This is a genomic window from Paraburkholderia sp. D1E (genome assembly GCF_052682275.1).
In genome coordinates, this window is record NZ_JBQYMB010000001.1 from 8663539 (window position 1) to 8683532 (window position 19994).

The 19994-nt window shown below is 62.2% G+C and carries 18 protein-coding genes; 11 read left to right on the top strand and 7 right to left on the bottom strand.

Features of this window, described 5'->3' with window-relative positions; genetic code table 11:
- Nucleotides 1-34: 34 nt before the first annotated feature.
- The 3 genes from ACUN0E_RS38970 to recG form a co-directional block, all read right to left on the bottom strand.
- Nucleotides 35-175: a hypothetical protein gene (locus ACUN0E_RS38970; protein WP_445569957.1), complete on the bottom strand. Its 141-nt coding sequence runs from the start codon at nt 173-175 to the stop codon at nt 35-37.
- A 182-nt stretch (nt 176-357) separates the two neighbouring features.
- Nucleotides 358-1317 (bottom strand): hydrogen peroxide-inducible genes activator, encoded by a 960-nt coding sequence (locus ACUN0E_RS38975; protein WP_408333156.1) that lies wholly within the window; start codon nt 1315-1317, stop codon nt 358-360.
- A gap of 102 nt (nt 1318-1419) precedes the next feature.
- Entirely contained in the window at nt 1420-3714 is a 2295-nt protein-coding gene (gene recG / locus ACUN0E_RS38980; RefSeq protein ID WP_445569958.1) for an ATP-dependent DNA helicase RecG, read from the bottom strand.
- 148 nt (nt 3715-3862) lie between these two features.
- On the opposite strand from recG, the gene queA reads away from it, so the two are divergent.
- From queA to secF, 5 genes are all read left to right on the top strand, one after another.
- On the top strand, nt 3863-4921 hold the full coding sequence (queA, locus tag ACUN0E_RS38985; protein ID WP_445569959.1) for a tRNA preQ1(34) S-adenosylmethionine ribosyltransferase-isomerase QueA: 1059 nt from the start codon (nt 3863-3865) through the stop codon (nt 4919-4921).
- 229 nt (nt 4922-5150) lie between these two features.
- Nucleotides 5151-6356 (top strand): tRNA guanosine(34) transglycosylase Tgt, encoded by a 1206-nt coding sequence (tgt, locus tag ACUN0E_RS38990; protein ID WP_408225327.1) that lies wholly within the window; start codon nt 5151-5153, stop codon nt 6354-6356.
- Between the two features lie 206 nt (nt 6357-6562).
- Nucleotides 6563-6892: a preprotein translocase subunit YajC gene (yajC, locus tag ACUN0E_RS38995; protein WP_169486259.1), complete on the top strand. Its 330-nt coding sequence runs from the start codon at nt 6563-6565 to the stop codon at nt 6890-6892.
- A gap of 118 nt (nt 6893-7010) precedes the next feature.
- The gene (gene secD, locus ACUN0E_RS39000) at nt 7011-9050 is read left to right on the top strand and encodes a protein translocase subunit SecD (protein ID WP_408225324.1); all 2040 of its coding nucleotides are present in this window, start codon (nt 7011-7013) and stop codon (nt 9048-9050) included.
- 18 nt (nt 9051-9068) lie between these two features.
- Complete coding sequence (secF, locus tag ACUN0E_RS39005) at nt 9069-10019, top strand: protein translocase subunit SecF (protein ID WP_408225321.1); 951 nt, start codon at nt 9069-9071, stop codon at nt 10017-10019.
- Nucleotides 10020-10177: 158 nt separating this feature from the next.
- On the opposite strand, the gene ACUN0E_RS39010 is transcribed toward secF, so the two are convergent.
- From ACUN0E_RS39010 to ACUN0E_RS39025, 4 genes are all read right to left on the bottom strand, one after another.
- On the bottom strand, nt 10178-11455 hold the full coding sequence (locus ACUN0E_RS39010) for an MFS transporter (RefSeq protein WP_408390753.1): 1278 nt from the start codon (nt 11453-11455) through the stop codon (nt 10178-10180).
- A gap of 288 nt (nt 11456-11743) precedes the next feature.
- Nucleotides 11744-12313, bottom strand: coding sequence for a YceI family protein (locus tag ACUN0E_RS39015; RefSeq protein ID WP_408225938.1), 570 nt, complete (start codon nt 12311-12313; stop codon nt 11744-11746).
- A gap of 71 nt (nt 12314-12384) precedes the next feature.
- Nucleotides 12385-12948, bottom strand: a complete 564-nt coding sequence (locus tag ACUN0E_RS39020) for a YceI family protein (protein ID WP_325043415.1) — start codon at nt 12946-12948, stop codon at nt 12385-12387.
- 8 nt (nt 12949-12956) lie between these two features.
- Nucleotides 12957-13517, bottom strand: coding sequence for a cytochrome b (locus tag ACUN0E_RS39025; RefSeq protein WP_408225315.1), 561 nt, complete (start codon nt 13515-13517; stop codon nt 12957-12959).
- A gap of 513 nt (nt 13518-14030) precedes the next feature.
- Here ACUN0E_RS39025 and ACUN0E_RS39030 point away from each other — a divergent pair.
- From ACUN0E_RS39030 to ACUN0E_RS39055, 6 genes are all read left to right on the top strand, one after another.
- Nucleotides 14031-14762, top strand: coding sequence for a paraquat-inducible protein A (locus tag ACUN0E_RS39030; protein ID WP_445569960.1), 732 nt, complete (start codon nt 14031-14033; stop codon nt 14760-14762).
- A gap of 7 nt (nt 14763-14769) precedes the next feature.
- Entirely contained in the window at nt 14770-15420 is a 651-nt protein-coding gene (locus ACUN0E_RS39035; RefSeq protein ID WP_408225309.1) for a paraquat-inducible protein A, read from the top strand.
- Nucleotides 15413-17071 carry a PqiB family protein gene (locus tag ACUN0E_RS39040; RefSeq protein ID WP_445569961.1) on the top strand — a complete coding sequence of 553 codons (1659 nt, stop codon included), beginning with the start codon at nt 15413-15415 and terminating at the stop codon, nt 17069-17071. Before ACUN0E_RS39035 ends, ACUN0E_RS39040 begins: the two co-directional genes overlap by 8 nt.
- Complete coding sequence (locus ACUN0E_RS39045) at nt 17068-17808, top strand: PqiC family protein (protein ID WP_408390744.1); 741 nt, start codon at nt 17068-17070, stop codon at nt 17806-17808. Before ACUN0E_RS39040 ends, ACUN0E_RS39045 begins: the two co-directional genes overlap by 4 nt.
- A gap of 175 nt (nt 17809-17983) precedes the next feature.
- Nucleotides 17984-19402, top strand: coding sequence for an IS66 family transposase (gene tnpC / locus ACUN0E_RS39050; RefSeq protein WP_408341283.1), 1419 nt, complete (start codon nt 17984-17986; stop codon nt 19400-19402).
- Between the two features lie 269 nt (nt 19403-19671).
- Nucleotides 19672-19809 carry a hypothetical protein gene (locus ACUN0E_RS39055; RefSeq protein ID WP_445569962.1) on the top strand — a complete coding sequence of 46 codons (138 nt, stop codon included), beginning with the start codon at nt 19672-19674 and terminating at the stop codon, nt 19807-19809.
- The last annotated feature ends 185 nt before the right edge of the window (nt 19810-19994 follow it).

The following is a 19994-nucleotide window of genomic DNA, read 5'->3' on the forward strand; positions in this document are numbered from 1 at the left end:
ATGGGGAGAGGCGCGGCGTGCTGATGCCTATGGCTTAAGCGGACAGAGCCCGATCGACCAGCAAGGACAATGCAACCGTGCGCATGCTGCTCAGCGAGGCGGCAAAGGTGCCGGTCGTTACGCGAGGAGATTGAGTGGCAACGGTTTGGACTTGCTGCGAGTTCGATTGCGTCATGATTTCCTCCGGGTCTTATGGGATCGGGCGATCCATGGAGGAAACTATAACAATCCTATTGAATTTACGTGGTTGATTAATTTTATCTATTCGATAGGGATTGCCACTATCGGCGCCTTGGCGGTCGCCGGGCCGGCCGCCGACGGTACACGGCGGGCCGGCGTAGAGCATGGGAAACGCTCTTAATTGACGGCGACGGGCAGATCGAGCTTTTTGACGCCCGTCAGATCGCAAGCGTTGATGGCATCGCAGATGGCTTCGATAGCGGGCATCCGCGTGAAACTCTTGCGCCAAGCGAGCACAACACGGCGATCCGGCACCGGCTCGCCAAAAGCGACGTAGCTGAGCAGACCCGCGTCGATGCCGCCCGCATGGGGCTTGACCTCATGCACCGACATGCGCGGCAGCACGGTGATCCCGACGCCGCTCGCCACCATATGACGAATGGTTTCCAGCGACGACCCTTCGAACGTCTTCTGGATGCCGTCCGCGTTCTGCGAGAAGCGCATCAGTTCAGGGCAAACGCCCAGCACGTGGTCGCGGAAGCAGTGACCGCTGCCGAGCAACAACATGGTTTCCTGCTTGAGATCCTCGGCGTCGATCTTCGCGCGGTTTTCCCACGCGTGACCGGATGGCAGTGCGACGACAAACGGCTCGTCATAGAGCGCGCGTTGCATCAGGCCCGTTTCCGGAAACGGCAACGCCATGATGGCGACGTCGATTTCGCCCTGCTTGAGCAGTTCGATCAGTTTGATCGTGTAATTTTCCTGCAGCATCAGCGGCATCTGCGGGACACGCTTGATCATCTGCTTGACGAGCGTAGGCAACAGATACGGCCCGATCGTATAGATGACGCCGAGGCGCAACGGCCCGACCAGCGGATCTTTGCCCTGTTTCGCGATCTCTTTGATGGCGAGCGTTTGTTCGAGGACGCGCTGCGCTTGCGTGACGATCTGTTCGCCGATCGGCGTGACACTGACTTCGCTGGTGCCGCGCTCGAAAATCTGCACGTTGAGCTCGTCTTCGAGCTTTTTGATTGCCACCGACAGGGTCGGCTGGCTGACGAAACACGCTTCGGCGGCCCGGCCGAAGTGCCGCTCGCGGGCAACCGCGACGATGTATTTCAATTCGGTGAGCGTCATTGGGGGACCAATCAGTACGATGAGTTCGATAGGTTCTAGTTATACACCTATAGGGTCGGTTCGCCAACCTTTTGGTCTTTTGCCGCCACCAAAGGCACGACCCTAGGCCTTCAGATATTGCTCTCGAGTCCCGAGCCAACGGGCCAGATGCTGCATCACCACCTCGGGATACTGCTCGAGCAAAGCCGCGGCGGCCTCTCGGGCCGGCTCGATTAGCCACTGATCATTCTCAAGATCGGCGAACCTCAACATGGCCGCGCCCGACTGCCTCGCACCCAGAAACTCCCCCGGGCCGCGAATCTCAAGGTCGCGCCGTGCGATTTCGAAACCGTCCGTTGTTTCCCGCATGGTCTGCAAGCGCGCCCGGGCCGTCATCGACAGTGGCCCGGTGTAGAGCAGCACGCAAACCGAAGCCGCACTGCCGCGCCCCACCCGCCCGCGCAACTGGTGCAACTGCGCGAGGCCAAACCGCTCGGCGTGCTCGATCACCATCAGCGACGCATTCGGCACATCCACACCCACTTCGATCACCGTCGTCGCCACCAGCAACTGGACTTCGTTGCGCGTGAACGCATCCATGACCGCAGCCTTCTCCGCCGGCGCGAGACGTCCGTGCACCAGGCCGACATTCAATTCGGGCAGCGCGGCCACCAGCGTCTCGTAGGTCTCCACCGCGGTCTGCAACTGCAAGGTCTCGCTTTCCTCGATCAGCGGACACACCCAGTACACTTGCCGCCCCGTCAGCGCGGCCTCGCGCACACGGCCGATCACCTCCTCGCGCCGTGCATCGGAGACGAGCTTGGTCAGAATCGGCGTGCGCCCCGGCGGCAGTTCGTCGATGGTCGAGACGTCGAGGTCGGCGTAATAGGTCATCGCCAGCGTGCGCGGAATCGGCGTGGCGGACATCATCAATTGATGCGGCTGGAAATCGCGCGCACCGTCGGCGGCGTTCTGCGCCTTCGCGCGCAAGGCGAGACGCTGCGCCACGCCGAAGCGATGCTGTTCGTCGACGATCACCAACCCCAGCCGCGCGAACTCAACCGCATCCTGAATGATCGCGTGCGTGCCGATCACAAGTTGCGCCGTGCCGAGCGCCGCCGCTTCAATCGCGGCACGCTTTTCCTTCGTCTTCAGGCTGCCGGCGAGCCACGCGACGCTCACACCCAGCGGCTCCAGCCAGCCGCGCAATTTGCGCGCGTGCTGCTCGGCAAGGATTTCGGTCGGCGCCATCAACGCGGCCTGGTAGCCAGCGTCGATCGCTTGCGCGGCGGCCAGCGCGGCCACGATCGTCTTGCCGCTGCCGACATCGCCCTGCAGCAGCCGCTGCATCGGATGAGGCTGCGTCAGATCGAGCGCAATCTCGCCACCCACGCGCTCCTGCGCCGCCGTCAGCGAAAACGGCAACGCCTTCAGCAAACGCGCCACCAGCGCCGATTCATCGCCCAGCTTCCGGCGCGGCATGGTCGGCGCCGCACGCGTGCGTCGTTCTTCATGAGCGCGCTTCAACGACATCTGCTGTGCCAGCAATTCCTCGAACTTGATCCGCACCCACGCCGGATGCGTGCCGTCGATCAACGCGGTTTCATCGGATTGGACGCCCGGATGATGCAGCGTGCGCACCGCCTCCATCAGCGCGGGCACGCCGAGCGGCCGCAAAAAAGCTTGCGCGATCGGCTCGGGCAGCAGCTCCGGCAACGACGTGCGCGACAACGCGTTGTCGATCGATTTGCGCAGGTACGCCTGGGTCACGCCCGCGGTGCTCGGATAGACCGGCGTCAATGCCTGCGGCAGCGGCGTGTCTTCGTCGACCACACGTACCGCCGGATGCACCATCTCCATTCCGAAGAAGCCGCCACGCATGTCGCCGCGCACTCGCAACCGCGCGCCGATCGCCATCTGCTTGACCTGCGAACCGTAGAAATTCAGAAAGCGGAGGACGAGCTCGTCGCCGGCGTCGTCGCGCAGTTTCACCAGCAACTGGCGGCGCGGACGATAGGCGATCTCGTTGTCGAACACCACGCCCTCGGTCTGCGCGATGCCGCCCGGCAGCAGATGCCCGATCGGCGTCAGCGAGGTCTCGTCTTCGTAGCGCATCGGCAGATGCAGCACCAGATCGATGTCGCGCGTGAGGCCGAGTTTGGCGAGCTTGTCGACGGGTTTGGCCGCGGCCTTGGCAACAGGCTTTCCGGTGGCTTTGCCCGCGGGTTTGCCAGCGGGCTTGTCGCCGAATGGGTCAACAACTTCACCTTCACGCGCGGCCTTGCCGCTCTCTGGCGGGACACCCGCGCCGAGGTCGTTTAAGTCCGCCGCCGCTGCTTTGCCCCGCGAGACGCGGCGCTTCGGCTCGGCGCTCACTTCATCGGTGGCGGAGGGCAATCGGCGTTCGGACAAAGGCATGGGTTGCTTCGCAAGTACAATATCGGCTGTCAAAGGTGTCGCCGCCAATCAGCGCGCGGGCTCGCGGGCCGCTCTGGCGTCCCGCAATCATAGCCGCCCGGCTCCGGCTTCGGCTCAATTCAGTCCCAATTCGCTTCCAGTCGTCCGCATGTTTACGCTTTCTGATTTCGATTTCGATCTGCCACCTGAGTTGATCGCGCAAGTGGCGCTGCCCGAGCGCAGCGCCAGCCGTCTGCTCGACGTGGCCAACCCGGCCGATGCCACCGGCGCAGCGCGCCTGATCGACCGCCGCTTTGCCGAGCTGCCCGAGTGCATCGCGGCCGGCGACCTGCTGGTCTTCAACGATACCAAAGTCCTGAAGGCGCGCTTCCTCGGCCAGAAGGCCAGTGGCGGCAAGATCGAAGTGCTGGTAGAGCGTCTGACCGGCGAACGCACCGCGCTCGCGCAGATCCGCGCTAGCAAGAGCCCGCAGCCGGGCACGACGATCCGCCTCGCGGATGCATTCGACGTGACGATCGGCGAACGCGTCGAGCCGTTCTACACGCTGCATTTTCCCGACGACTGTCTGACGCTGATCGAGCAATTCGGCCGCCTGCCGTTGCCGCCGTACATCGAGCACGATCCCGACGCGACCGACGAAACCCGCTACCAGACAGTGTTCGCGCAAAACCCCGGGGCGGTGGCCGCGCCCACCGCGGGCCTGCATTTCGACAACGCGCTACTCGCACGGCTCGACGCCCGCGGCGTGGAGCGCGCGACGCTGACGCTGCACGTCGGCGCGGGCACCTTCCAGCCGGTACGGGTCGAGAATCTGTCCGAACACAAAATGCACAGCGAGTGGTATCACCTGCCGCAATCGCTCGCCGACAAAATCGCGGCCACGCGGGCGCGCGGCAATCGCGTGATCGCGGTGGGCACGACGTCGATGCGCGCGCTCGAAGCCGCCGCGCGCGATGCGGATGCGGCCGGCCGGCCGCTCGGCGCGGCCAGCACGGAAACCGACATCTTCATCACGCCCGGTTATAAATTCCGCGTAGTCGACCGGCTCGTAACCAATTTCCATTTGCCGAAGTCGACGTTGCTGATGCTGGTATCGGCGTTCGCCGGTGTCGGGACGATTCGCGAGGCTTACCGCCACGCGATCGAACAGCGTTACCGCTTCTTCAGCTATGGCGACGCGATGCTGCTCACGCGCCGCGACGTTTGAACCGTTTCGTGTCGCACGGCGATATCCCGTGCGATAGCGTTGCGCGACGGCAGCGCGCGCGGTAGTCTGCCGCTCCTTGCCACGTTGATGCAGAGGCAGTCGTTGCTGCACCCACGTGCAGCGGCAGATCGGCGCCGCATCTCAAGTTTTCTTTACCCAGCCGCCGTGGCCTACCCGGCGGCGTTCATCGTTTGCGCCGGACTGTTCTCCGGTAGCACAGGAGTCCCCCATGACCGACGGTCATAGCCACGATACAAGCAGTACCTGCAATACCTGCGCGCACACTCCTGAGCGCCCTGACAACGGCCTCAAATTCGAACTGCTCGGCACCGACGGCCAGGCGCGGCGCGGTCGCGTCACACTGAATCACGGCGTGGTCGAAACCCCGATCTTCATGCCGGTCGGCACCTACGGCACGGTGAAGGCGGTCCAGCCGCGCGAGCTCGAAGAAATGCACGCGCAGATCATCCTCGGCAATACGTTCCACCTGTGGCTGCGCCCGGGCCTGGAAACGATCGAGGCGCACGGCGGCCTGCATGGCTTCATGGGCTGGAAGAAGCCGATTCTGACGGACTCGGGCGGGTTTCAGGTGTTTTCGCTCGGCGATCTGCGCAAGATCACCGAAGATGGCGTCACGTTCGCGTCGCCAATCAACGGCGACAAGCTCTTCCTGTCGCCGGAAGTGTCGATGCAGATCCAGAAGGTGCTGAACTCGGACATCGTCATGCAGTTCGACGAGTGCACGCCGTACGCGACCAACAACGTGCCGACTTCGCATCAGGAAGCCGCCGATTCGATGCGCATGTCGATGCGCTGGGCCAAGCGCTCAATCGACGAATTCAACCGCCTCGGCAATCCGAACGCATTGTTCGGCATTGTCCAGGGCGGCATGTTCGAGGACCTGCGCGACGAGTCGCTGGCGGGTCTCGCGGCGATGGATTTCCACGGTCTCGCGATCGGCGGCCTGTCTGTTGGCGAGCCGAAAGAAGACATGATGCGCGTGCTGAATCACATCGGCCCGAAGCTGCCGGCCGACAAGCCGCACTATCTGATGGGCGTCGGCACACCGGAAGATCTGGTGGCGGGCGTAGCCGCCGGCGTCGACATGTTCGACTGCGTGATGCCGACCCGCAACGCGCGCAACGGCTGGCTCTTCACGCGTTTTGGCGACATCAAGATCCGCAACGCCGCGCACAAGAACTCGCTGCGCCCGCTCGACGAGCAATGCGGTTGCTACACCTGCCGAAATTTCACCCGCGGCTACCTGCACCATCTGCATCGTGTAGGGGAAATCCTCGGTGCGCAGTTGAACACGATCCACAACCTGCACTACTACCTGGAACTGATGCAGGAAATGCGCGACGCGATCGACGCAAAACTGTTCGAGCCTTTCCGCAAGCGCTTCCACGAGAACCGCGCGCGCGGCATCGACTAGCCGGCAATCGGCAATCAACTGACGAATTTGCTGGAGGAATCCGTCGGCTCGGCGCAGAAAACCTTACAATTAACTTTCGTTGACGGTGAAAAAGGCTTTAAACGTTTGATCCCAAAGCCGATTCGCCGCGCCGACGCGCGCAAGGCCGGTGGTAGAATAACCGGCTGATTTTTTTGATTGTTTTGATTTATAACGGAGAGACCAACGTGTCGTTCATTACCGATGCCTTTGCCCAAGGCACAGCAACAGGTGGCATTGAATCGAACCTGATGAGCTTCCTGCCGCTGATCCTTATGTTCGGCGTGCTGTACTTCATCATGATTCGCCCGCAAATGAAGCGCCAGAAGGAACATCGCAACATGCTCTCCGCGATGGCGAAGGGCGACGAAGTGGTCACGAACGGCGGCATCGTCGGCAAGGTGACCAAGGTGGGTGAGGCTTACGTCGGCGTCGAAATCTCGGAAGGCACGGAAATCACCGTGCAAAAAGCGTCGGTTACGACGATTCTCCCGAAGGGCACGATCAAGTCGCTGTAAGGCCTGCTCTCTCGCGTCCGGCGCGGCCTCGCCGGCGGTTTTCGCAGAACAACGCTGAACTGCCCGCGCTCATCGCCGGACGCATCGCTTCCAAGCCAACCTTCCCGTTGGACCACTCATGAATCGTTACCCCCTCTGGAAATATGCCGTGATGCTGGTGGCTCTGGTCATCGGCCTCGTGTACACGCTGCCCAACCTGTTCGGCGAAGCGCCGGCGGTGCAGGTGTCGAGCGGCAAGGCAACAGTCAAGCTCGACTCGACCACGCTGTCGGCAGTCGAAGCGGCGCTCGCTGCCAATCAGATCAAGCCTGACGAAGTCACGTTCGACAATTCGTCGACCAACGCGAACATCCGCGTGCGCGTTCCCGACACCGACACGCAATTGCGCGTGAAGGACCTGCTGCAAAAGTCGCTGAACAGCGACCCGACCGATCCGCAGTTTGTCGTTGCCCTGAACCTGCAAAGCGCGTCGCCGCGCTGGCTGACCGCAATGCACGCGCTGCCGATGTACCTCGGTCTCGATCTGCGCGGCGGTGTGCACTTCCTGCTGCAGGTCGACATGGCAGGCGCGCTGAACAAGAAGCTCGATTCCGACGCTTCCGATGCGCGCACCATGCTGCGTGACAACAACATCCGCGACGGCGGCGTGAACCGCGTCAACCAGACGGTGGTGATCAATTTCGCCGACCAGGCCACGGCGGACGCAGCGATCAAGCAACTGGGCCGCGGCATCGGCGAACTCCAGTGGGCCTCGCAGGCGAACCCTGACGGCGGTGTGCAACTGGTCGGCACGTTCACGCCGGCGGTGCAGAAAGCCGTGCAGGACGCCGCGCTCAAGCAGAACATCACCACGCTGCATAACCGCGTCAACGAACTCGGCGTGGCCGAGCCGGTGATCCAGCAGCAAGGCTCGGACCGTATCGTCGTCGAACTGCCAGGTGTGCAGGACACGGCGAAGGCCAAAGACATCATCGGCCGCACAGCAACGCTCGAAGCGCGCCTTGCCGATCCGGTGAACACGCATCCGAATCCGTCCGATCCGGTGCCGCCGGGCGACGAGCTGTTTACGCAAGGCAACCAGACGCCGGTGCTGTTGCGCAAGCAGATCATCTTCACGGGTGACCGCATCATCGACGCGTCGGCGGGCTTCGACGAACATCAGCGTCCGTCGGTCAATATCCGCCTCGACTCGGCGGGTGGCCGCGCGGTGCGCAGCGTCTCACGCGACAACATCGGCAAGCCGATGGCCATGGTGCTGTTCGAGAAGGGCAAGGGCGAAGTGCTGACGGTGGCGACCATCCAGTCGGAACTCGGCGACCGCTTCCAGATCACGGGCCAGGCCACGCCGCAAGGCGCCGCCGACCTCGCGCTACTGCTGCGCGCCGGTTCGCTCGCCGCGCCGATGGACATTATCGAAGAACGCACGATCGGCCCGAGCCTCGGCGCGGACAACATCAAGAAGGGCTTCCACTCGGTGGTATGGGGCTTCGCGGCTATCGCCGTCTTCATGATTGCGTACTACATGCTGTTCGGCGTGATTTCGATGATCGGCCTGTCGGTCAATCTGCTGCTTCTGATCGCCGTGCTGTCCATGTTGCAGGCCACGCTCACCTTGCCGGGTATCGCGGCTATCGCGCTCGCGCTCGGTATGGCGATCGACGCGAATGTGTTGATCAATGAGCGCGTGCGTGAAGAATTGCGCCACGGCGCGCCGCCGCAACTGGCTATCCAGAACGGCTACGCGCATGCATGGGCGACGATTCTCGACTCGAACGTCACCACGCTGATCGCCGGTCTCGCGCTGCTCGCCTTCGGCTCCGGCCCGGTGCGCGGCTTTGCGATGGTCCACTGTATCGGTATCCTGACCTCGATGTTCTCGGCCGTGTTCTTCTCGCGTGGCCTCGTGAACCTCTGGTACGGCGGCAAGAAGAAGCTCAAGTCGCTGGCCATCGGTCAGGTGTGGCGCCCGCAGCCGGAAGGCATCGACGGCGCTGCCGCCTACCTCGGCAACGAAGATGCCGCGACCGACACAGCGCGAGCCGTCGCCGCGGCCAGCGCCAAGCCGAAGGCCAAAGCTGCGGCCCAGGCGCGTAGCAAGCCGACCGTGCGCCGCCGTGACGCGTCCAATACGCCGCAGAAACCGGGTTCATCCCGCTGAGTCCCGGAGAACAAGACCATGGAATTTTTCCGTTTTCGCAAAGACATTCCGTTCATGCAGCGTGCGTTGCTGTTCAACGCAATCTCGCTGCTGACGTTCGTCGCTGCTGTGTTTTTCCTGCTGCATCGCGGGCTGCATCTGTCGGTGGAATTCACCGGCGGTACCGTCATCGAAGTGCAGTATCCAGGCGCCGCACCGCTCGAACCGGTGCGCGGTACGCTCAACAAGCTCGGCTATCCCGACGCGCAGGTGCAGAACTTCGGCACCTCGCGCGACGTGCTGATCCGTCTGCCGCTCAAGCAGGGCTACACGTCGGCGCAACAGAGCGACCAGGTGATGGGCGCGCTGAAGGGCCAGGATCCGCAGGTGCAGTTGCAGCGCGTCGAGTTCGTCGGGCCCCAGGTCGGCAAGGAACTCGCTACCGACGGCCTGATGGCGCTGGCTTGTGTGGTGGTCGGCATCGTGATCTATCTGTCGTTCCGCTTTGAGTGGAAATACGCGGTGGCCGGCGTGATCGCGAACTTGCACGACGTGATCATCATTCTCGGCTTCTTCGCGTTCTTCCAGTGGGAGTTCTCGCTGTCGGTGCTGGCGGCAGTGCTCGCGGTGCTCGGCTACTCGGTGAACGAATCCGTCGTTATCTTCGACCGGATTCGTGAAACCTTCCGCCGCGAACGCAAGCTGACCGTGATCGAGGTGATCAACCACGCGATCACCAGCACCATGTCGCGCACGATCATCACGCACGGCTGTACGCAGATGATGGTGCTGTCGATGTTCCTGTTCGGCGGCCCGACGCTGCACTACTTCGCTCTGGCACTGACGGTCGGTATTCTGTTCGGTATCTACTCGTCAGTGTTCGTCGCCGCGGCGCTCGCCATGTGGCTCGGCGTGAAGCGCGAAGATCTGGTGAAGGACAAGAAGGAACGCACCGATCCGGACGATCCAAACGCAGGCGCGCAAGTCTGATTTTGCTGTCGATCGCGTCGCAATGAAAAAAGGCCGGTTCTCTCGAACCGGCCTTTTACGTTTACCGCTTTTACCGCACGACTCTGCTCTAACTTGCTGCTCTCGCGCCCTATACGCTCGCCGAGCCCTGTCGCGCAGCAGGATAACGTGGCAACGTGTTAGCGGAACCCAAGCTTGCGCCGCGCCGCCATTAGCGCGACCAGGCTAACCACCGCGGCAAAAATCATGTAGTAGCTCGGCGCGGCCTTCGAACCTGTAAAACTGATCAGCCACGCGATGATGAACGGCCCAAAGCCGCCGAAGATCGTCACGGCAATGTTATAGGCCAACGACATGCCGGTGGTACGCGTCTGCACCGGGAACATCTCGGAGAGCAAACCCGGCAGTGCCGCGAAGTAACCTGTCATCAGAAAGCCGAACACGATCTGCAGCACCATCAGCGTGCCGAAGGTCGGATGCGCGACCAGATACACGAACGCCGGATTGATCAGCACGAGCAGCAGGAGTGCCGATATCAGCATGATCGTGGTGCGCCCGTGACGGTCAGACAGATGGCCGACCAACGGCGAAAATACCATCTGGATCAAACCGGTTAGCGCAATCGCCGCGAACGCGACCGAAGGCGCCAACCCCAACTGCTTCACGCCGTAGGTCGGCATGAACAGCACCAGATAGGTCGACACCGTACCGAGCACCACCACGCCGATCGCAATCACGAGGCTCAGCTTCTGGCTGGCGAAGGTATCGCGCAGCGGCGTCGTGGTGGTTTCCGCTGCGAGAAACTCCGGCGTTTCGTCGAGCTTGGTGCGGATGTACCATGCCACTGGTCCGATCAGAAGACCAAAGAAGAACGGCACGCGCCACCCCCACGAGCCCATCTGCTCAGGCGAAAGCTTGCCGGTCAGCAGCACGCCGAAGCCGGCCGCGAGCAGCGTGGTGAGTCCCTGGCTCGCGACCTGCCAGCTCGCGAAGAAACCACGCCGCCCCGGTACGTGTTCCGCGAGAAAAGCCGTGGCGCTGCCGAACTCGCCGCCCGCCGAAAAGCCTTGCATCAGACGCGCCGCCACGAGAATCACGGGCGCCGCAATGCCGATGCTTTGATACGTCGGCAGCACCGCGATGATGAGCGTGCCGCACATCATCAGCAGGATCGACAGCGTGAGCGCCGCCTTGCGTCCGGCGCGGTCGGCGTAAGCACCGATCACGATCGCGCCGAGCGGTCGCATGAAGAACGACACGCCGAAGGTGCCGAGCGTCAGCAGCAGCGAGACCGTGTCGTTACCCGCCGGGAAAAACAGCTTCGCGATGATGACCGCAAAAAAGCCGTACACCACCAGATCAAACCATTCCAGCGCGTTGCCGATCGAGGCGGCGACCACCGCGCGCCACGAATTTTGCCGGCTCCCCGCCAGGCTTGCCGCTGTCGTTGCATTCATGCAGATCTCCAATGCGCGCTAAATATTATTAACGTAGGCTTGACGCGCCCACTTTGCCGAACCGGATGCGCGCACAGCCAATACGGCGTCAGCGCTCTATGTACCTGAAAAATTAAAACGAGGCGAGCGACAAATGGGCGATGACGGCGGCATAGGGCTTCCAGCGCGCCGAGCAGGCAATAAAAAACCGCTTCATCGCAAAAGCGAATGAAACGGTTTTTGTTGCGACGCAACGGCAGCGCCGTGAGCGGCCTTAAATACAAATACGTAAAAGGCTCACTAAAGCGCTTATTGCTTGATGCCCTCAGATTGAATATGCAGCTTGGTATCCATACTGAAACCGTACTTCGCGCCGAAATCCATACCGTAGTCGGCCCGGCTGAAATGGGCGCTCGCTTCCACGCCGCACACTTCGCGCTTGAGCACCGGGTGCTGCATGCACTTGAACGATTCGATCTTCAGATTCAGCGGCTTGGTCACGCCACGAATCGTCAGGCTGCCGACCACTTCGACCGGCTTGTCGCCGTCGAACCTGATATCGGTACCTTTATAAGTCACCGACGGATACTTGGCGACGTCGAAGAATGCGTCCGTCTTCAGATGCTCGTCGAGCTTGCTGTTACCGGTATCGACCGAAGCCGGGTCAACCGTGACGTCCACCGTGCCGGTTTTCGCCGCGCGGTCGAGCGTGACCGTGCCGGAGCTCTTGGTGAACTTGCCGCGCCACACCGAGAGGCCGCCGAAGTGATCTGCTTCGAAGCTCGGATAGGTGTGGGTCGGATCGAGCTGATAGGTATCGGCAGCAGCAAACGCGCCGAGCGAGAAAGAAGAAGCCAGTGCGCCGACGGCGATCAACAGGGAAGTTTTCAATTCATGCTCCTTTGTTCTGGAAGGAAAGCTGCTGCGCCCGAACGGCGGCACAGCGTACGTCACTTGCGTGCTGCAACGATATGAAACTTGATCACCACGTCATCGGCGACCACCGAGGTGTCTTTCCATTCGCCAGTGCCGATGTCGAATTGCGAACGCTTGATCGACAGCGAGCCGTCGAAGGTTTGCGTCGCGCCCTGCTGGGTGACCGTGACCGGCACCACCACAGTTTGCGATTTACCCTTGATGGTCAGCTTGCCGGTGACCTTGAACTGGTTGCCGCCGGCCGGCGCAATCGCGCTCGACACGAAAGTTGCAGTCGGATAGGTCTTCGCGTCGAACCAGTCCTTGCCGCGCACCTGGTCGTTGTAACTTTCGTCGCCGAGATCGTAACTGCCGACGTCAATGCTCAGTTGGGCACTGCCGTCGGCCGGCTTTGCCGGATCGAACTTCACTTGTGCGGTGAATTTACCGAATTTACCTTCCACCGGCACGTTCATCTGCTTCGACGTTGCCGTCACCGAGCTCTTCGAGACGTCGACCTGCGCGAGCGCACTGCCGGCGGCTGTCAGCGAGGCCGCCGCAAACGCGGCGAGCATGTAGCGATAAAACGAGACTTTCATGGTTATCCTTATTTGATGAAAGGGAGCATGCGCGACAGCAAGCCGTCGCGGTCCAGCCATTGATGCTTGAGCGCCGCCGCGACGTGCAGCGCGACCAGCACGAGCAACGTGTAATTCAGCGTGATATGGACGTTCTTCAGCAACTCCTTGAGATGCGGGTCCGGCGCGATCAGGCGCGGCAGCGGGATCAGTCCGAGGTACACCACCGGCACATTGGCCGCCGAGCTATACAGATAGCCAGATACGGGAATCGCGATCATCAGCACGTAGAGCAGCAGATGCATGAGATGCGCGGCGGCGCGCTGCCAGGACGGCATGCGGCGCGGCAACGGCGGGGCCGCGTGGGTGGCGCGCCACAGAATGCGCAGCACGGCGAGCGCGAACACTGTCACACCGATCCATTTGTGCCAGGAGAAGTAGCGCAGCTTGGTGGGCGTGATGCCGGGAATGTCGGTCATCACCCAACCGAGCGCGAAGCCGCACACGATCAGCAGCGCGATCAGCCAATGAAAGGCGATGGCCGTCCGCGTGTACGACTCCCGGCCACCGAAAGAAGGATTGAGTGCCATGACAGGTCAGCGCAAGTTAAGAGAGGTTAACGGCGCAGCCGGCCCTGCTATTCCACGCTGCCAATGCATGTTGCATCGTGCAACTCGATAGAAAGCATGGCGGCCGCGGCACACGCCAAGGCCGCCATGCTACCCCAAGCGGAAAAAGCTGGCTGTGTCGACCAGAGTTAGCGCTTCAGCGCTTACTCTGGTCCCATGCAAAGCACTTACTCCGATCCCATGCAAAGCGCTTACTCTAGTCCCACGCAAAGCCGCAGGCCCGAAACGCGGCTAGACAGAAAGTTTTCCCGCGTGCAGTACAGTATTGAACAATTGGGGACGGAATCTGTCAGAGCCCATTGATTGTGTGTAAGACTAGTCCTGATGCCCGCGCCGCCTGCCCCACGGCGGCGCCAGGCGCAATGGCCTGCCCAGCGGCGAAGCGCGTTTGGTACTATTGCTCCACGCTTTCTGCAGCGCGGCCCTAAAACCGGCATCGCACGCCTCCCCTCATGTCGTTAGCTCTTCTGCCGTATGGAACATGACAACCTGATCGCGTGCCATGAATGCGATACGCTGTTCCGCAAGCCCCGGCTTGTCGGGCGAGCGGTCGCACGCTGTCCGCGCTGCGGCGCAACGCTCTATCGCGGCGTCTCCCGCAAGCTCGACAGTATCTGTTCGATGACGTTGGCCGCGCTGATCACCTTCCTGATCGCTCAGGGCTTCCCGATCGTCGAACTCGAAACCAACGGCATCACCTCGCAGACCACGCTGTTCGGCGCGCTCGTCGCGCTGTGGGGCGAGGACATGCAGATCGTCGCGGTCATGGTGTTCTGCTCGACCATCCTGTTCCCGCTAACCGAGCTGGTCGCGCTGCTCTACGTACTGATCCCGCTGCGCGCCGGCTACGTGCCGCCCGCCTTCAACCGCGTGTTGCGCGCCGTTCAATTCGTGCGGCCGTGGGGCATGATCGAAGTGTTCATGCTCGGCGTGCTGATCACCATCGTGAAGATGGTGAGCCTCGCGCGGGTGATTCCCGAAGCAGCGCTGTTCGCCTTCGGCGTGCTGACGCTGATGTTCGCCGTGGTTGTCACATTCGACCCGCGCATTCTGTGGGACCTCGCCGACGAACTGGGCGCGCGCAGCCAGAGACCGCTGCCGCGCACCTCAGCGGACAGCGCGGCGGTCGCCGTCAGTTCGCTTGACGACCCCGCGGTGCAATCCCCATTGCCGCCAGACGCGCCGCCGGCGCCGCATCAGGGATGAGCGCACGATGAAATACGTCACCGCAAAGCGCGCGGGTCTCGTCTCCTGTCACGCGTGCGGACGCGTCGAGCCGCGAATCCGCTCCGTCACACCGCAGCACTGCAGCCGCTGCGGCGCCGCCCTTCACGTGCGCAACCCCGATAGCCTGATGCGCACCTGGGCGCTGCTCATCGCGGCGGCGTTGCTGTATATTCCCGCGAATCTTCTACCGGTCATGCACACGTCGTCACTGCTCGGTTCGGAAGACGACACCATCATGAGCGGTGTCGTGTACTTCTGGACCTCGGGCGACTGGCCGCTGGCCGTGATCGTGTTCATCGCCAGCATCATGGTGCCAATGCTCAAACTGAGCGTGCTGGTGCTGCTCACCGCCACCGCGCAGCGCCGTTCGCGCTGGCGGCCCGAGCAACGCACCACGCTCTACCGGATGGTCGAGCGGATCGGACGCTGGTCGATGCTCGACGTATTCGTCGTCACGCTGACCGTTGCGCTGGTACGTTTCAAGTCGCTTGCTGTGATCACGGCCGGACCCGGCGCGATTGCCTTCGGTTCGGTGGTGATTCTCACGATGATGGCATCCATGCAATTCGATCCACGGCTCATCTGGGACAACGTGGAAGGCCGCACTCAAAAACCTCAGGACCTCAACCATGACTAGCCCGCAAGGACCGACGCCCGCCTCCGATGCGCCGCGCAACGATTCGAACGGACCCAGGCTGCCGCCCCAACTGCCGGATCCCGACATCGAGCCGCGCAGCCGCTGGCTGCCCTCGCTGGTCTGGGTGATTCCGCTGATCGCCGCGCTGATCGGCCTCGCGCTTGTGATCAAGTCGGTGACCGAAAAAGGCCCGACCATTACGATCACGTTCGTCAGCGCCGAAGGCCTCGAGCCCGGCAAGACCAAGGTCAAGTACAAGGACGTCGACGTCGGCTCGGTGAAGACCATCACGCTGTCGAAGGATCTCTCGCACGTGCTGGTTCAGGTGCAGCTCACCAAGGAAGGCGAAGACTTCGCGGTGAAGGATTCGCGCTTCTGGGTGGTACGCCCTCGCGTCGGCGCGAGCGGCGTGTCGGGACTGACCACACTGCTCTCGGGTGCGTACATCGGCGCGGACGCCGGCCATTCACCAGACACCGAGAAAAACTTCGTCGGCCTCGAAACACCGCCGCCGATTACGGGCGACCAGAAGGGCCACCAGTTCATTCTGCACGGCGAGTCGCTCGGCTCGATCGATATCGGCTCGCCGATTTTCTACCGGCGCGTGCAGGTCGGTCAGGTGGTCGGCTTCTCACTCGACAAGGACGGCACCGGTGTGACGATGCAGGTATTCGTGTCGGCGCCGTTCGACCAGTACGTCGGCACCAATTCGCGCTGGTGGCATGCAAGCGGCGTCGATTTGCGGCTCGACTCGAGCGGCTTCAAGCTGAATACGCAATCGCTTGCGACGGTGATCGTCGGCGGCTTGTCATTCCAGTCGCCGCCTGGCCAGAGCGTGGGCGCGCAGGCGCCGAACAACATGACGTTCCGCCTCGCCCCGGATGAATCGGACGCGATGCGCGAACCGGACGGCGTGCCATTGCGCGTAGTCATGAACTTCAATCAGTCGCTGCGTGGCTTGTCGGTCGGCGCGACGGTCGATTTCCGCGGCATCGTACTGGGCCAGGTGACCAATATCGGCATCGACTACGATCCGAAGACGCGCAGCTTCACGATGCCGGTAACGATGAACCTGTATCCGGACCGCCTCGGCAAGCGCTTCCGCGAAACCGCGCCGACGCCGGGCACCCTGGCGGGTCAAAGCCTGCTGCAACAGCTCGTCAAGCATGGTTTGCGGGGCCAGTTGCGCACCGGCAACCTGATTACGAGCCAGTTGTACGTGGCGCTCGATATCTTCCCGAAAGCGCCGCCGGCTACGGTTGACGTAACGGGCGATCCACTCGAGTTGCCGACCATTCCGAACTCGCTCGACGAACTGCAGGTGCAGGTTGCCGACATTGCGAAGAAGCTCGACAAGGTGCCGTTCGATCAGATCGGGACGAACCTGAACAGCGCATTGAAGAATGCCGACCAGTTGTTCACCCGACTCGACAAGGAAGTCGTTCCGGAGGCGCGCGACACCCTCGCTGCGGCGAAGCAGACCTTCGGTTCGGCCGAGGCAACGTTGCAACAGGACTCGCCGTTGCAGTCGGATGTTCATCAGGCGTTGCAGGAACTGACACGCACGCTGCAGTCGCTGAATGCGCTGTCGGATTATCTGGAGCGTCATCCGGAATCGCTGTTGCGCGGTAAAACAGGAGATAAACCATGATGTTTGCCCGGCTCCCCCGCCCGCCGCGCGGGCTTGTGCGCGGCGCTGTTTATGTCGGCGCTCTGGCCGGACTGGTGGCGATGGTGGCGTGTTCGTCGCCGAGCAGCCGCTTTTATACGCTCGGCGCGGATGGCGCACCTGCCGGCTCGGCAGCGCCGGTAAGCGCCCGGACGACGGCCGCGCCGGCGTGGCTGATCGAAGTCGCGCCGATCGACGTACCGCCGCAAGTGGCGAAGAATCAGCTTGTCGTGCAGACGGGCCCTACGCAGGTCCAGGTGCTCGAACAGGAGCGTTGGGCTTCGTTGCCGGGCGATGAGATCCGGCGGGCTTTGTCGACCAGTCTCACGCAGCAACTCGGCACGATCGATGTGTACGGCACGGCTTATCCGGATGCGACACCTGTGTATCGGGTCAGCCTGAATGTGCAGCGGTTCGAGTCATGGCCGGGGTCGCATGCATTGATCGATGCGGTCTGGAGTGTGAGGGCTGTACGTAGTACTGCTGTGATGACCTGTCGGAGCGTGGTGAGTGAGCCGGTTAGCGGCGGGTATGACGCTCTTGTTAATGGGCATCGGGTGGCGTTGCAGCAGATTGCTTTGCAGATTGCTGCTGCTGTGCAGGGGATGGCATCTGTTGCTCCGCAAGGGAAGGTTGGGGGGAGCGGGAAAGGGGCTGTTTTTGCCGTGCCGGCGTGTCCTTCTGCTGTTGTGGTTGGGGCTGCCTCTGCCGGTAGTTAATGGCTTTTTTTTGCCTTTGCGGCGCTTTGTCTGTTTGCTTATGGTGTTGGCCTTTCCTTGAATTGTTATTGGTCTATTAGCGTTCGCCCCTGTGCGGGGCGGCACTTACTTTCTTTGCCGCCGCGTAACTATTCAGCGCTTGTAAACTGCTACCAGGCTGTGCATAGTGAAGGACATGACGAAGATGCCTGACATCAAGGACCTGACACCGGAGCAGAAGGACGCACTCATCGTTGATCTGGTGAGGCGTCTGAACGAGCTTGAGGCAAAGCTTGAGAAGGACAGCCATAACTCCAGCAAGCCGCCGTCAGGCGATGGGCCGCGGCGCAAACCGAAGTCATTGCGTGGCACGAGCGGCGCCAGGCCCGGCGCGCAACCCGGGCACAAGGGCAAGACGCTCAAACGCGTGGCTCAGCCTGATCACATCAAGATTCATCCGGTGGCGCCGGTGTGCGATGCATGCGGCCAGCAGATCGAATCCGCCCGCATCACCGTCTTACCCGAAGGCCGTCAGGTGATCGATCTGCCGCCCACGCGTTTCGAGGTGACCGAGCATCGCGTCCAGGTCGCGCAGTGCGCCTGCGGCAAGCGCCATTCGGGGATGTTTCCCGAGGGCGTGAGCCAGGCGGTGCAGTACGGTCCCCAGATCCGGGCGGCGGCCGTCTATCTGACGCAGTACCAGCAGTTGCCGGTGGCGCGTACGGTTCAGGCACTGGGAGATCTGTTCGGTCTGCGCGTGAGTACGGGCACGGTGCAGCAGAGCATCGATGAGGCTGCCCGCCTGCTGGCGCCGGCAGTCAGGCAGATCAACGAGGCGTTACGCGAGCAGCCCGTGGTGCATTTCGATGAGAGCTGCATGCGCGTCAGTCGTATGCCCTACTGGCTGCATCTTGCCTCGACCCGTACGTTGAGTTGGTATGGCGCCCATCGCAAGCGCGGTCGCGAGGCGCTCGACAGCTTCGGCATCCTTCCCGGTTTTAAGGGCGTCGCGGTACACGACGGCTGGAGGCCATACGCTGCCTATGAGTGCGAACATGCGCTGTGCAACGCTCATCATCTGCGCGAACTGGTGTTCGTCGCGGAGTCGACGCAACAACCCTGGGCCCAGCAGATGATCAATCTGCTTTGCCAGGCCAAACGCGAGGTCGACCGCAGCGCGGCCTGCGGCAACACGGCGCTGGATCCATCGCGGCAACGCTATTACAGGCGACGCGCTCGGGCCCTGATCGCCCAGGCGCGCAAGCTTAATCCGACACAGGCTCGCGCGCCTGAACGCGTGGAGTTGCGCGGCAGGATCAGACAAAGCTTTACCTGCAATCTGGTCCGGCGGCTGCATCTGCAGGCGACCGAGGTGTGGCGCTTCATTGCCGATCACCGGGTGCCGTTCGACAATAACCAGGCCGAACGCGATATCCGCATGCCCAAGCTCAAACAGAAAATCTCCGGCTGTTTCCGCTCGGAATCGGGCATGCAGGCGTTCTGTACGATCCGCTCCTACCTGGCCACTCTGCGCAAACAGAACCGTTCGCTGATCAATGCGCTGGCGTTGAGCTTTGCCGGATTCGTCGTTTCGCCTCTGACTGCCGCTGAATAGTTACGCCGCCGCAAAGAAAGATAAGCAAAGAAAGCGGCTCACCCCGCTAATTCTTAAGCGGGCCCCCCGCACAGTCGCGGTAGTGGTACATCTGGAATCCGTGCCCTCGCACATTCGGCCTTAGTGACAAGGCAGTCATACTTCCGGCGACGCTGCGCACGCCGAAGCGCACTTCTCAAAACCGCCCTCTACGTCTGGGCTCTCACGTTCTACCCAGTATCGTCACTCGTCATTGCTTCGCCACTGCGGTTCCAACTCCAGTCGTAGCCGTGTGGCTGTGGCTGTGGCTGTGGCTGTGGCTGTGGCTGTGGCTGTGGCTGTGGCTGTGGCTGTGGCTGTGGCTGTGGCTGTGGCTGTGGCTGTGGCTGTGGCTGTGGCTGTGGCTGTGGCTGTGGCTGTGGCTGTGAGTGCGACATTTCATTTGAAGTGAGGGTTCGCGCATGACTGCGGATGCGCTTCGCCGAGGCGAAGCCGATGGCCCCCAACGCACCCAAACGAAGCCACTGGTTTCCCAGGCATACCCATCCGCGACGCACGCAGTGCGGAGTGGGAGCTGATGAGCGCTTTGTCACTACGGCTGAAGGTGCGGGAG